Consider the following 13,912-nt stretch of genomic DNA (forward strand, 5'->3'; position numbering starts at 1 on the left):
AGGGCCAGTGGCCGCTGCCGGTGCGGAAGCGGACCCAGGGGGCGATGAGTGAAGCACAGCAAGGGAACACGAATTCTGCTGGTGGTCGTGGTGCTGGGGCTCCTGGTAGGTGGCTGGGCGCTTTATCAGCACGTGAACACACCCAAGGGCAAACCGCCCTCGATGGGCGATCCGGTGACGGCCGTCGCCGTCAAGTTGATGGATGTGCCGGTGTATATCGATGCTTTGGGCACGGTGACGCCAACCCGTAGCGTGACCGTGGTCAGCCAGGTCTCCGGCATCCTGTCCTCGGTGGACTTCAAGGAAGGGCAACGGGTCAGCAAGGGCCAGGTGGTGGCGCGTATCGATGACCGGGCGCTCAAGGCCCAGTTGGCTCAGGCCAGGGGCGTGCTGGCTCATGACCAGGCGGTGCTGGTCAATGCCCAGCGCGACCTCGCGCGTTTTCGCGAATTGATCAAGATCGGCTCGGTCAGCCAACAGACCCTCGATACCCAGGTTGCCACAGTGCAAGAGCAACTGGGCACGGTGGCGGCGGATGATGGTGCGGTGCAGAACCTGCAGGTACAGGTGGGGTATTGCACCATCACCTCTCCGGTGGATGGCATTGTCGGGCTGCGCCTGGTGGACCCCGGCAACTTCGTGAACGCGGGCAGCACCACGGGTATCGCGCTGATCACCCAGATGAACCCGGCCACGGTGGTGTTTGCGGTGCCGGAGGATGATCTCGACGCCATCGACCAGGCCATGGCCAAGGGCGCGGTCGATGTCCTGGCCTATGACCGCAACAAGCATAACCTGCTGGCCAGCGGCACCTTGCTGGCTCTGGACAACCAGGTCGATACCAGCACCGGCACGGTGCGGGTCAAGGCGCAATTCAATGCCGCCGGCAACGCGCTGTTCCCCAATCAGTTCGTCAATGCCCGGCTCAAGGCCGACACCTTGCAGCAGGTCGCGGTGGTGCCGACCCTGGCAATCCAGCACGGCAGCAAGGGCGATTTCGTGTTCGTGGTGCAAGGCAATAAAGCCAGCCTGCGCACTATCAAGAGCGGGCCGGTCAGCGCTGACCTGACGGCGGTGCTGGAGGAGGGCGTGAAAGTCGGTGAACAGGTGATTACCGAAGGGGCCGACAAACTGGACAACGGCTCTGCGGTGAAGGTGGTCAGTCAGTGAGTTCAACAATGTCTCAGACACTCTATTTGTGGCGGTTCGGCGTTCCGACAAGCCCGATCGCCACAGGGTGATCGCTCATGAATATCTCCAGACCCTTTATCGAGCGCCCCATCGCCACCACGCTGCTGATGGTCGCGGTGTTCCTGCTGGGGCTGCTGGGCTACCACTTTCTGTCGGTTTCGGCCCTGCCCGAAGTCGATTACCCGACCATCCAGGTCTTCACCCAATACCCCGGTGCCAGCCCGGAGGTGATCAGTTCCTCGATCACCGCGCCGTTGGAGCGCCAGTTCGGCGAAATGCCCGGTCTCAAGTCGATGGGGTCCACCAGTTCCAATGGTGCTTCCGTTATCACCTTGCAATTCGACTTGTCACTGTCGCTGGATATCGCTGAACAGGAAGTGCAGGCCTCGATCAATGCCGCCGGCACCTTCCTGCCGGCGAATCTGCCGTACCCACCGGTCTACAGCAAGGTCAATCCGGCCGATGCGCCGGTCCTGACGCTGTCGCTGACTTCCGATGTACTGCCGCTGACCAAGATCGAGGACCTGGCCGATACCCGCCTGGCACAGAAGATCTCGCAGATTTCCGGGGTTGGGCTGGTCACCATCAGCGGCGGCCAGCGTCCGGCGGTGCGGATTGAAACCAACACCTCGGCGCTCAACAGCATGGGCCTGTCGCTGGAGGATGTGCGCAGCGCCCTGGGCGCGGCCAACGTCAACCAGGCCAAGGGCAATATCGACGGCAAGTTCCAGGCGTTTTCCATCGGCGCCAACGATCAGTTGCAATCGGCCGAGGAATACCGCGACCTGGTGATCGCCTACAAAAACGGTGCGCCGATCCGCCTGGCGCAGATCGCCAGCTCGATCCAGGGCGCGGAAAATCCCCGGCAGGCGGCCTGGACCAACGACACGCCGTCGATCGTGCTGAATATCCAGCGCCAGCCGGGGGCGAACGTGATCCAGGTGGTCGACCGGGTCCAGCAACTGCTGCCCAAGCTGCGCGCCAGCTTGCCGGGGACCCTGAAGGTCAGCGTGCTGACCGACCGCACCCAGACCATTCGCGCCTCGGTCACCGACGTCCAGTACGAACTGGCGGTGGCGGTGCTGCTGGTGGTGCTGGTGATCTTCCTGTTCCTGCGCAATGTACCGGCCACGGTGATTCCGGCCGTCACCGTGCCGCTGAGCCTGATCGGTACCCTGGCGGTGGCCTACGCCCTGGGCTTTTCCCTGAACAACCTGACGCTGATGGCGTTGACCATTGCCATCGGTTTTGTGGTCGATGATGCCATTGTCATGATCGAAAACATCACCCGCTACCTGGAGGCGGGCGATACGCCGTTGCAGGCCGCGCTCAAGGGCTCGGCGCAGATCGGTTTCACCATCATCTCGCTGTCGGTGGCGCTGATCGCGGTGATGATCCCGCTGTTGTTCATGGGCGATGTGGTCGGCCGGCTGTTTCGCGAGTTCGCCATGACGGTGGCGGTGACCATCGTGATTTCGGCGATCATTTCCCTGACCCTGACACCGATGATGTGTTCGCGCATGCTGCGCAACGATCCCGGGGAGCGCCGTCCGGACTTTTTCGACCGGATCAACAGCTATTACGTCCGCGGCCTGGACTGGGTGCTGGTGCACCGTACCCTGACGCTGATCTCCATCGTCTTTACCGCCTTGCTGACCCTGTTCACCATTGTGATCATGCCCAAGGGCTTTTTCCCCGAACAGGACACCGGGCTGATCCAGGGTATTTCCCAGGGGTCGCCCACCGTGTCGTTCCAGCAGATGGCGCTGCAACAGCAGAAGCTCGCCGAACGCATCCTCAAGGATCCGGCGGTGGCCAGCCTGTCGTCCTTCGTCGGTATCGACCAGACCAACCCGACCATCAACCAGGGCAATCTGCTGATCAACCTCAAGGAGCGCGGCCAGCGTGACAGTGCGGCGGCGGTGATTCGTCGGCTGTCGGACGCCAATGCCGATGATTCCGGGGTGCGCCTGTACCTGCACAGCGTGCAGGACCTGACCCTCGACGCGACAATCTCGACCACCAGCTACCGCCTCGGCTTGCAGGCCACCGACCCGCAGGTCCTGGAAGAGTGGACGACCAAGTTGCTCTCGGCCATCGGCAAGGACCCGCTGTTCAGCGATGTGCAAAGCCAGGCGATGCAGTTCGGCAATCAGATCCAGATCAACATCGACCGTGCCACCGCTTCCCGGCTCGGCGTGACGCCCCAGGCCATCGATAACGTGCTGTACGACGCCTTTGGTCAGCGCCAGGTGTCGACCATCTACACCCAGCTCAACCAGTATCACGTGGTGATGGCCACCGACCGGCCGCCGCGCAATATCGCCGATCTGCTGACCGGGCTCTATGTCACCACCGGCAGCGGCACGGTGACGTCCCTGGCGAGCATGGCGACCCAGCAGGTGATCCGTACGCCCATCACCATCAACCGGCTGGGCCAGTTCCCCTATGCCGACATTTCCTTCAACCTGGCCCCTGGCCAGACCCTGGGCGCGGCGGTGACGCGTCTGGATCAGATTGAAAAAGACCTCGGCCTGCCGCTGACGGTGCAGGCCAACCTGGAGGGTGCCGCCGCGACCTTCCAATCCTCGTTGTCGAACCAGATATTCCTGGTGGTGGCTGCGATTGTCGTGGTCTACCTGATGCTCGGGATTCTCTACGAGAGCTTCGTGCACCCGGTGACCATCCTCTCGACCTTGCTCTCGGCGGCCCTCGGCGCTTTGCTGGCGTTGCTGGTCACCGGCACCCAGTTCGATATCATCGGCCTGATCGGCATTGTGCTGTTGATCGGCATCGTCATGAAGAACGGCATCATGATGGTCGACTTCGCCCTGGAGTTGCAGCGCAAGGACGGACTCGACCCGGTGGCGGCGATTCGCAAGGCCGCGGAGCTGCGTTTCCGGCCAATCCTGATGACCTCCATGGCCTCGCTGTTCGGCGCGGTGCCGTTGGCGTTGGGCACCGGCATTGGCTCGGAGCTGCGTCATCCGCTGGGTATCGCGATCATCGGCGGGTTGTTGCTCAGCCAGTTGCTGACACTGTTTTCCACACCGGTGATTTTCCTCGCGATGAACCAGCTCGAAGGTCGTTTCGGCACGCGTCAAACCGAGACTGAGGGCTGATGCCGATGAACATCAGCGCACCGTTTATCCAGCGCCCGATTGCAACCTTCCTGCTGGCGGTCGGCCTGGCCCTGTTCGGCTGGCTGGCGTTCCTGTTGTTGCCGGTGGCGCCATTACCGCAAGTCGACTTCCCGACCATCAGCGTGCGCGCCTCGTTGCCGGGCGCCAATCCGGAAACCGTCGCCACCTCGGTGGCCACGCCGCTGGAACGACAGTTCGGGCAAATCGCCGGGGTGACCCAGATGACCTCGTCGAGCAACCTGGGCTCGACCCGCATCAATCTGCAATTCGACCTGAGCCGCAATATCGACGGCGCCGCCCGCGATGTCCAGGCCGCGATCAACGCTGCCCGCAGCAGCCTGCCCAGCGATCTGTCGGGGAATCCGACCTACCGCAAGGTCAACCCGGCGGATTCGCCGATCATGATCATCAGCCTGACCTCCGACAGCGCCACGCCGGGTCAGATGTATGACGTGGCTTCGACCTTGCTGGAGCAGAAACTGCTGCAAACCCGTGGGGTTGGCGATGTCACCGTTGGCGGTGGCGCGTTGCCGGCGGTACGCATCGAACTCAACCCGGACCGCCTCAACCATTACGGTGTCAGCCTGGAGCAGGTTCGCGCGGCGATCGGCTCCTCAAACGCCAACCTGCCCAAAGGCGCGTTGTCCATCGGCGATCGCTCCTACGGCATCGGCGCCAACGACATGCTGTTCAAGCCCGAGGATTACGCGCCACTGGTGGTCAAGCAGAACAACGGTGACGTGGTGCATATCGCCGACCTGGGTTACGTCCGCGAGGATGTCGAGGACCTGCGTAACTTCGGCCTCTCCAATGGTCGGCCGGCGGTGCTGCTGGTGGTGTTCAAGCAGCCGGGGGCCAACGTCATCGAGACGGTGGATGCGGTCAAGGCCTCGTTGCCGTTCCTGCAGAACTCGATCCCGGCCTCGATCAAGCTCAATATCCTGCTCGACCGCACCACCACCATCCGCGCGTCGTTGCACGATGTGGAAGTCTCCCTGCTGGCGTCGATTCTCCTGGTGACCCTGGTGACCTTCGGTTTCTTCCGCGACTGGCGCAGCACCCTGGTGCCGGCCATCGTCGTGCCGCTGTCGTTGCTCGGTACCTTTGGCACCATGTATTTCCTCGGTTACAGCCTGAACAACCTGTCGCTGATGGCGCTGACCATTTCCACCGGTTTCGTGGTGGACGATGCGATCGTTATCGTGGAAAACATCATGCGCCACCTGGAGCGCGGCGAGAGCCGCCTGCAGGCGGCACTGACCGGGGCGCGGGAAGTCGGCTTCACGGTGCTGAGCATCAGTGTGTCGCTGATCGCGGTGTTCATCCCCTTGCTGATGATGGGCGGTATCGTCGGGCGCCTGTTCCGCGAATTCTCCATCACGCTGTCGGTGGCGATCCTGATCTCGATGCTGATCTCCCTGACCGTGACCCCGATGCTGTCCAGCATCCTGCTGCGGCCGAGCCAGGCGACGGGTGCCGATCACGAGTACCCGGACTCGAGTTTCCATCGGTTCTATGACCGTACCCTGGTCTGGGTCGTCGAGCATTCGGCCCTGATGGGGCTATTGACCGTGCTGGTCATTATCCTCGCCGGCGTGCTCTATGTGCTGGTGCCCAAGGGCTTCTTTCCCCAGGAGGACACCGGGCGGCTGCAGGGCAGCATCATCGCCCCGCAAAGTATTTCCTATGCGGCGATGCAGGAGGCGTTCAGCAAGATCAACCAGACCGTGTCGAAGAACCCGAATGTGCAGACCGTCGGTGGTTTTATCGGCGGCGGTGGCGGTGGCGGCGGGGCGATCAACAGCGGCCAGTTGTTTATTGCACTCAAGCCGATCGGCGAGCGCAAGGACAGCGCCGACCAGGTGATCGCCCAGGTGCGCAAGGCCCTCGGTGACCTGCCGGGGACCCGGCTGTACCTGCAATCGGCCCAGGACATCACCGTCGGCGGGCGGCAGAGCGGGGCGCAATACCAGTACACCCTGACCGCCGATGACCAGGATACCCTGGATGAATGGGTGCCCAAGGTCGTCGCCGTGCTGCACACCTTGCCGCAGCTGGCCGATATCAACACCGACCAGCAGGACAACAGCCTGCTGGCCAATATCAGCATCAATCGCGATAGCGCCGCGCGCCTGGGGGTCGTTATCGGCAATATCGACCAGACCCTCTACGACGCGTTCGGCCAACGCCAGGTCTCGACCATCTACAGGTCGGCCAACCAATACCATGTGGTGATGGAAGTGGCGCCGCCGTACTGGACCGATCCGCAGACCCTCAAGTCGATCTATGTCCCCACCGGGCCGCTGAGTTCCAGCCAGACGGCAAGCACCGCAACGCTGCCGGCCAGTGGCCGGACACTGGTGCCGCTGGCGGCGCTGTCGGATACCGGCATTCAGCGCACGGCGATTTCCATTGCCCACCAGGGCACCTTTCCGGCGGTGACGGCCTCGTTCAACCTGGCGCCGGGTATTGCCATCGGCCAGGCCACGGTGCTGGTGGAAGACGCCGTGACCCAGTTGCGCATGCCGGCCAGCGTGGTCGGGCAATTCGCCGGCACGGCCCAGGTGTTCCAGTCGTCGGTGGCCAGCGAGCCGCTGCTGATCGTTGCCGCGCTGCTGTCGGTGTATATCGTGCTGGGCATGCTCTACGAGAACCTGATGCACCCGCTGACGATCCTCTCGACCCTGCCGTCGGCCGGTGTTGGGGCCCTGATCGCCTTGTTGCTGACCGGCACCGAGCTGTCGATCATTGCCCTGGTGGGGGTGATCCTGCTGATCGGGATCGTCAAGAAGAACGCCATCATGATGATCGACTTCGCCATTACCGAGCGGGTCCAGCACGGGCGCAGCGCCCGCGAGGCGATTCACCGGGCCTGCCTGATCCGCTTCCGGCCGATCATGATGACCACCCTGGCGGCCATGCTCGGGGCCTTGCCGCTGGTCCTGGGCAGTGGCTACGGTTCGGAGTTGCGCCGGCCGCTGGGGATTTCCATTATCGGTGGGTTGCTGCTCAGCCAATTGCTGACGCTGTACACCACGCCGGTTATCTATCTGTGGCTGGACAGCGCTTCCGAGCGACTGCGTCGGCGCGGCAAGGAGTCTTGAACAATGATGATGGGTCAACGCGCGCCCTGGCTGGTCCTGCTATTCAGCTTGAGCATGAGCGGCTGCCTGCTTGGGCCGGATTACCGGAAACCGCCGCTCGAGTTGCCGCAGGGCTTCAAGGAAGGCGCGCAATGGCAGCGAGCGGTGGCCAACCCCCAGGGCGCACTGGACAGCCAGTGGTGGCTGGATTACCACGATCCGCTCCTCAACGACCTGATGACCCGCGCAGCCAAGGCCAATCAGTCGATTGTCGCTGCCGAGGCGGCTTACCGGCTGGCGCAGGCGCAGGTCGCTTCCAGCCGGGCCGGGCTCTGGCCGACGGTGTCCGCCGGATTGTCCGGTTCCCGCGGGGTGCTCAAGAGCAGCAGCGGCAGTACCTCAAACACTTCAAGTACCTCGGGTAGCCGGGTCGAGCAGAGTGTCAGCGCTACCCTTGGCGCCAGTTGGGAGCCGGACCTGTGGGGCCTGGTCCGCCGTGGCATCGAGTCCAGCCAGGCCTCGGCCCAGGCCTCCGATGCGTTGTTGGCCGGGGTCCGCCTGTCCATCGGTGGCAGTGTCGCCAGCAATTACTTCGGCGTCCGCCAACTGGATATGGATATCCGCTTGCTGGAGCAGCAACAGCGCATCAACCAGCAATTGCTGGACATGATCCAGACCGAATACACCCAGGGCACCGCGTCCAACGATCAGTTGCTGGTGGCCCAGGACCAATTGACCAGCGTGGTGGCCGCCTTGCAGACCTCACAGCGTTCGCGTGAGCAATTCGAGCATGCCCTGGCGGTGCTGGTGGGCGTGGCGCCGGCGCAGTTCAGCCTGGCGCCGCTCGACAGTTTTGCCTTCAACCTGCCGGCCACCCCGCTGAGTCTGCCGTCGGGGTTGTTGCAACGGCGTCCGGACGTAGTCGCCGCCGAGCGTTCGGTGGCCGCGGCCAATGCGAAAATCGGCGTCGCCAAGGCGGCGTTCTATCCCAATCTCGACCTGACGGCCCAGGTCGGCTACACCGGCAGCGCACTGGGCGGCCTGTTCTCGTTGCCGAACCGGATCTGGAGCGTTGGCCCGGCGCTGGCCGAAACCCTGTTCGACGGTGGTGCGCGCACGGCGGCGGTCAAGGCGGCCGAAGCCAGCTATGACGAGGAAGTCGCCAACTATCGCGGCACGGTGCTCGGTGCCTTGCAGAACGTCGAAGACAATCTCTCGGCGCTCAATCACCTGCAAACCCAGGCCCAGGCCTACCAGCAGATCTACCAGCGCAACCAGCAACTGTTCGGCAGCCAGCAGGCTCAGCAAAAGGCTGGGACGGTCAGCCTGCAGGGCGTGTTGACCCAGCAACTGATCCTGTTGCAGACCGAGCAGAGCCTGCGTGACACCCAGGGCCAACTGACCCAGGGCAGTGTGGCGTTGATCCAGAGCCTTGGCGGCGGCTGGCAGGGGGGCAATTTGACCGGCAAGTGAGGCGTCGCGGGCTGTCGGTTTGGCTCTCAGGCAGCAACGCCAGCGACGGTCGCGATGAATATTTTCTGCTGTGGGCGCCGGCTCGTTATAACAATCGGTTGCAAGACGGTATCTTGTCGCTGCTTTCCAGCCTTTAAGATGCACGCGCCCCAAGCGATTTTCTTTTATTCAACGAGCCTGACCATGCCCTTTAGCCACACAGCCGGAGCATTGGCACCGCAGAGCGCCCTCGGTTATCAGGAGGCGATTTTCCCTCAGGTGTCTCGTTCTTTTGCCCTCACCATCCCGCAATTGCCGGCGCCGTTGAACACCGCCATGACCACCGCCTATCTGCTCTGTCGGATCGCCGACACCATTGAAGACGAGCCGGCGCTGTCGATTGCCGACAAACAGCGGTATGAAGCGGCCTATATCCAGGCGGTCCGTGGTGAGATCGATGCCCAACCGTTCTGCGCTGAGCTGACTCTCTTGCTTTCCGAGGCCAGTTCGCCGGCGGAGCGGGCGTTGTTGAGCCAGTTGCCACGGGTACTGGAGGTCTTTCGGACACTCGACAATCCCCAGCAGACGGCCATTGTGCAGTGCCTGACGGTGATGTGCCCCGGCATGAGTGACTTCCAGCGTGTCGCCGGTTTACAGGGGTTGGCGACCTTGGCTGAGCTCAAACGCTACTGTTACTGCGTCGCCGGTGTGGTCGGCGAAATGTTCACCGACTTGTTCGTCGACTTCGCGCCGGAACTGGCGGTTCATCAGGAACGGATGTCGGCACTGGCGGTGTCGTTTGGCGAGGGCTTGCAACTGACCAATATCCTCAAGGACCAATGGGAGGATCGTCGGCGTGGTGTTTGCTGGTTGCCACAGGACCTGTTTGCGCGACATGGCGTGTGCTTGCTGTCATTGCAGGCGAGTACGCAGCCTGGCTATGCGCAGGCGCTGACGGAACTGATCGGCATCGCCCACGCCCATCTACGCCGGGCCTTTGATTACACACTGCTGATTGCGCCCGAGCATCCCGGTTTGAGGTTCTTCTGTTTGTACTCCATTGGCCTGGCGATCCTGACCCTGCGCAACCTGCATCGACGTGTCGGCTTTCAAGCCGGGTCACAGGTGAAGGTGCCACGTGGGCTGGCCACGGCGACGTTCACCACGCTGCGTTCGTTGAGTGCCCACGACGCCGGCTTGCGGGTGCTGTTCGAGCGGGCGGCGGGTTCGCTGCCATTGGCGAGTCTCTGAAACGGCTGTGCTGGTTGAGGTAAGATGCCGGCGAAACAGGTCCGTCGCGTTCACTAAAGGCTCGTATGTCCGTGATTTCTTCTGCCCGCAGGCTGGTTTCCCTTGGCCTGCTCTTGCTGTTCAGCGGCTGCCAGCCGCAACCGCCAGCGGCCCTCGACCAACAGCTCTACATCTGGCAGCGCCAGTGGCGGCCGGCCCATGAACAGGCCCTGGCTCAGAGCCGGGCGGATTTCTCGACCTTGCGGGTGCTGGCCCTCCAGGCCCAGCCCAAGGCCGGGTGGAGCAGGGCGCGGGTGGACCTGGTGCAGCTCAAGGCCGATGGTCGCCCGGTGATTGCGGTGATCCGCCTCGATGGCCAGCTTCCGGCCCTGGATCTGGACCTGGCGCGCACGCAGATCTTGAAGCTGCTGGCTGATTGGCAAGTGGGCGGTGTGATGCCAGTCGGGTTGGAAATCGACTATGACAGCGGCAGCGCCCGGCTACCGGGCTATACCGATTTCCTGGTCAAGCTGCGTGGCCTGTTGCCGCCTACCTTGAAACTGAGCATCACGGCATTGCCGGCCTGGCTAGACAGTCCGCAGCTGCCGGCCTTGTTGCAGGCGGTCGACAGCAGCGTGTTGCAGGTGCATGCGGTGAGCAACCCGAGGCTCGGGCTGTTCAACCCAGGACAAGCCAGGGACTGGGCCGAACGTTGGGGCCGCATCAGCGACAAAGCGTTTTACCTGGCGCTGCCGGCCTATGGCGTCGCCTTGCTGCCGGACGATCAGGGCGGCCCCGTGGTCGAAAGCGAAGTGGTGCTGAAGCGTGGCGGTGAGCGCCGCGAGCTGCTGGCCGACCCGCAACAACTGGCGACCCTGGCCCAACAACTGCGGGCCAAACCGCCGGCGCACCTGGCCGGGCTGATCTGGTTTCGCCTGCCGCTGCCCGGTGACCGCCGCGCCTGGAGCCTGACGACCTTGCGCGCGGTGGCCCGTGGCGAGACGCTCTCAAGTCAATGGCAGATTGAACTGTCGGCCGACGACGGTCGCTACGACATACGCTTGGGCAATGCCGGCAATCTCGACCGGCCGCTACCGGCACGGGTGGAGTTGAACGCCGAGCAGTGTGATGGCGTCGACGGGCTCAATGGCTATACCTTGCAGCAAACCCCGAAGCAGCTCATTTTTACCCGCCAGTCCAGCGCGCGCATCGCCGCTGGCGGTCAACGTGCGCTCGGCTGGGCGCGCTGTACCCGAATCGATCAAGGAGCTTGGAATGTCTACCCGTAACTGGCCTCGGCACCTGCTGTGCCTGTCCCTCAGTCTGCCGCTCCCGGCACTGGCCTGCGGTCCGGACTTCCCCCTGCGCCTGCTGGATGATCGTGCCCAGTCCCTGGCCGATCTGCCGGAAACCAACTTCGCCTTTGAGGTCAATCGTCTCGGCGAAGCCATTGCCGGCCTGAAACCGGCGACCGAAGCCACCCTGACGCCCTATTGGGACAGCGACGACAACAGCAAACCCTATCGCGAGCAACGCGACAAGGTGGAGGCCAGCGAGCTGCCGGAAAACCTGCGGGCCGAGGTGACGCGCCTACGCAGCCTGCCGGACCCGCAGCAGGTCGAAACCCAGGGCGCGAGCCTGCCGGCCGAACTGCGCTTGTATATCGCCGGTGCCGTTGCCTTCCAGGCCGGTGATGCGCAGCGGGCGGCGGAATATTTCCGCCAGGTCCTGGCCTTGCCGGCCGACCAGCGCAAGTTGCGCAGCACCTGGGCCGCGTATTCGCTGGGGCGGGCGTTGATCGCCCTTGGCGCCCAGGCCGAAGCGGGTGTCGACACCCCGGCGGACAACGCCGCGCCAGTCGTCACCAGCACTGAGTTACAAGCCCAGGCCCGGCTTGCGTTCCAGCAGACGCGGGCGCTGAGCGCGGGGGATTTCAGCGATCCCCTGGAACTGGGAGTTGCCAGCCTTGGCGAAGAAGCCCTGCTGGCCAGGTTCGACAATGACTGGAACACGGCCATCGCGCTATACGCCAGCCAGAGCCGGTTGGGTTCCAACAGCGGTTACACCTCGCTCAAGCAGATCGCCGGCGAGTTGGCGCGGTTACCGGATAACGAATTGAGCGTCTTGCTCAAGGAGAAAAACGTCCAGGCGTTGTTGACCGCTTATGTGTTGAGCCGGGTCGGCTGGTTCTTCGATGAGCAGCCCGAGGAGCAGCAGCGCCTGTCCAAGGTCTTGCTGGCCAGTGTCGCTGGTAGCCTGGACAACGCCGATCGCCTGGCCGCCCTGAGTTACCAGAAGGCTGACTACGCGGGGGCCAAGGCTTTTCTCGAACACGCCGGTGATGGCGGCCTGGCGTGGTGGGTGCGGGCCAAGCTGGCGTTGCGCGACGGCGACAAGGTGCAGGCCGCGGCCGCTTATGCCAAGGCGGCCCAGGCGTTTCCCAAGGACGAAGTCTGGGGGCCGCGGCGTACGCCGGACTGGAGCTTCGAAAGCATCCAGCCCGGTTGCCGGGTCCAGGCTGAAAGCGCGATCCTGGCGCTGGACCGTGGCGACTACCTGCAAGCGTTCGACCAGCTTTACCGCAGCCAGGGCCTCTATTGGATGGATGCCGCGACCGTGGCCGAGCGGGTGCTGACGCTCGACGAACTGAAAGCCTATGTCGATGCCCATGTGCCTGCGCTGACGCCCAAACCCGAGGACAAGGACAGCTACGTTCGACGCCCGGAGCTGCGTGAACTGCTGGGCCGGCGCCTGTTGCGCGAAGGGCGCTACGATGCAGCGCCGGGGTATTTCGACAACCCCGAATTAAAGGCCACGGCGCGGGATTATGGCCGCGACCGCCAGCAGGCCGTGTCGCGTTGGACCGCCACCGGGCGTGCCGAAGCGTTGTTTGCCGCCGCTACCCTGGCGCGCAAATCGGGCATGGAAATCCTCGGCTACGAGATGGCGCCGGATTACCGCTCCCTGGACGGTTACTACAGCCTGGGCGCGCCCCCGATGCAGCCGGCACCGTTTCTCGAAACCGCGGAAATCCAACGGCAGCAGGCTTCCGCGGCCAAGCCCGACCGGCGTTATCACTATCGCTGGGTCGCCGCGGACCTGGCCAATCAGGCCGCCGACCAGTTGCCCCACAGCAGTCAGGCCTTTGCCGCCGTGTTGTGCAAGGCGGCCGGTTGGGTTGCCGGCAGCGATGAAGAAATCCAGTATTACCAGCGTTATGTCGAGCAAGGCCCGTACGTGAGTTGGGCGACGAATTTTGGCCAGCAGTGTCAGGAACCGAACTTTGACCAGGCCAACAGGCGTTACCTGACCCAACCGTTGAATGCAGTGCGTTCGGCCTTGCGGCCCTACAAGGTGGTGCTGGTGGTTGGCGTTCTGGCGGTACTGGGCGGGTTGGCGGCGCTGTGGGTCCGTCGGCGTAAAGCGAAGCTTTGAGGCAAGGTCGGCCAGGGCGTGCTATTGCTTAGGGATGCATCGCCTTGAACCTTTCATGAAGGGGCGGCTCTGGAATTTCCTGTATTGCCCACAGAACCAAGAGGTGACGATATGCCGGTCAAGCACGATTTGCTCGCGGACCTGAAGTTGAACAAAGAGGCGCTTGCGCAGCACAGGCGCAAGGATCCCAGGCTCAACCAACTGCTTGATCAGTACGATGACATCGACAAGGAAGTGCTGGCGGCCGAGTCCGCCCAGACGGCGGATGATCCGTTGCGAACGCTGAAGGAACGGCGACTGAAAGTGAAGAACCAGATTGTCGAGCGTCTCCAGGCGCTTTGAACCGTCTGGGGGCTGGCTTGGCTGGGATTATTACGC

The 13,912-nt window shown here is 63.4% G+C and carries 8 protein-coding genes; all 8 read left to right on the top strand.

The window, feature by feature from the left end:
* Nucleotides 1–162 precede the first annotated feature (162 nt).
* Complete coding sequence (locus AC07T0_RS18470) at nt 163–1,170, top strand: efflux RND transporter periplasmic adaptor subunit (protein WP_495002617.1); 1,008 nt, start codon at nt 163–165, stop codon at nt 1,168–1,170.
* Between the two features lie 77 nt (nt 1,171–1,247).
* On the top strand, nt 1,248–4,313 hold the full coding sequence (locus tag AC07T0_RS18475) for an efflux RND transporter permease subunit (protein WP_495002569.1): 3,066 nt from the start codon (nt 1,248–1,250) through the stop codon (nt 4,311–4,313).
* 5 nt (nt 4,314–4,318) lie between these two features.
* Complete coding sequence (locus AC07T0_RS18480) at nt 4,319–7,438, top strand: efflux RND transporter permease subunit (protein WP_495002618.1); 3,120 nt, start codon at nt 4,319–4,321, stop codon at nt 7,436–7,438.
* 3 nt (nt 7,439–7,441) lie between these two features.
* Nucleotides 7,442–8,890, top strand: coding sequence for an efflux transporter outer membrane subunit (locus AC07T0_RS18485; protein WP_495002570.1), 1,449 nt, complete (start codon nt 7,442–7,444; stop codon nt 8,888–8,890).
* Between the two features lie 183 nt (nt 8,891–9,073).
* Nucleotides 9,074–10,120 (top strand): phytoene/squalene synthase family protein, encoded by a 1,047-nt coding sequence (locus AC07T0_RS18490; RefSeq protein ID WP_495002571.1) that lies wholly within the window; start codon nt 9,074–9,076, stop codon nt 10,118–10,120.
* A 65-nt stretch (nt 10,121–10,185) separates the two neighbouring features.
* The gene (locus AC07T0_RS18495) at nt 10,186–11,388 is read left to right on the top strand and encodes a DUF3142 domain-containing protein (protein WP_495002572.1); all 1,203 of its coding nucleotides are present in this window, start codon (nt 10,186–10,188) and stop codon (nt 11,386–11,388) included.
* Nucleotides 11,375–13,534, top strand: coding sequence for a hypothetical protein (locus AC07T0_RS18500; protein ID WP_495002573.1), 2,160 nt, complete (start codon nt 11,375–11,377; stop codon nt 13,532–13,534). The genes AC07T0_RS18495 and AC07T0_RS18500 overlap by 14 nt, the downstream gene beginning before the upstream one ends.
* Before the next feature lie 111 nt (nt 13,535–13,645).
* Nucleotides 13,646–13,876 carry a DUF465 domain-containing protein gene (locus tag AC07T0_RS18505; RefSeq protein ID WP_495002574.1) on the top strand — a complete coding sequence of 77 codons (231 nt, stop codon included), beginning with the start codon at nt 13,646–13,648 and terminating at the stop codon, nt 13,874–13,876.
* Nucleotides 13,877–13,912 lie beyond the last annotated feature (36 nt).

This window comes from Pseudomonas sp. GW821-FHT04D07, assembly GCF_059420225.1.

Bases quoted from the DNA above. Each gene is read 5' to 3' on its own strand.
- AC07T0_RS18470 (WP_495002617.1), top strand. From the start codon at position 163: ATGGGCGATCCGGTGACGGCCGTCGCCGTCAAGTTGATGGATGTGCCG.
- AC07T0_RS18475 (WP_495002569.1), top strand. From the start codon at position 1,248: ATGAATATCTCCAGACCCTTTATCGAGCGCCCCATCGCCACCACGCTG.
- AC07T0_RS18480 (WP_495002618.1), top strand. From the start codon at position 4,319: ATGAACATCAGCGCACCGTTTATCCAGCGCCCGATTGCAACCTTCCTG.
- AC07T0_RS18485 (WP_495002570.1), top strand. From the start codon at position 7,442: ATGATGATGGGTCAACGCGCGCCCTGGCTGGTCCTGCTATTCAGCTTG.
- AC07T0_RS18490 (WP_495002571.1), top strand. From the start codon at position 9,074: ATGCCCTTTAGCCACACAGCCGGAGCATTGGCACCGCAGAGCGCCCTC.
- AC07T0_RS18495 (WP_495002572.1), top strand. From the start codon at position 10,186: ATGTCCGTGATTTCTTCTGCCCGCAGGCTGGTTTCCCTTGGCCTGCTC.
- AC07T0_RS18500 (WP_495002573.1), top strand. From the start codon at position 11,375: ATGTCTACCCGTAACTGGCCTCGGCACCTGCTGTGCCTGTCCCTCAGT.
- AC07T0_RS18505 (WP_495002574.1), top strand. From the start codon at position 13,646: ATGCCGGTCAAGCACGATTTGCTCGCGGACCTGAAGTTGAACAAAGAG.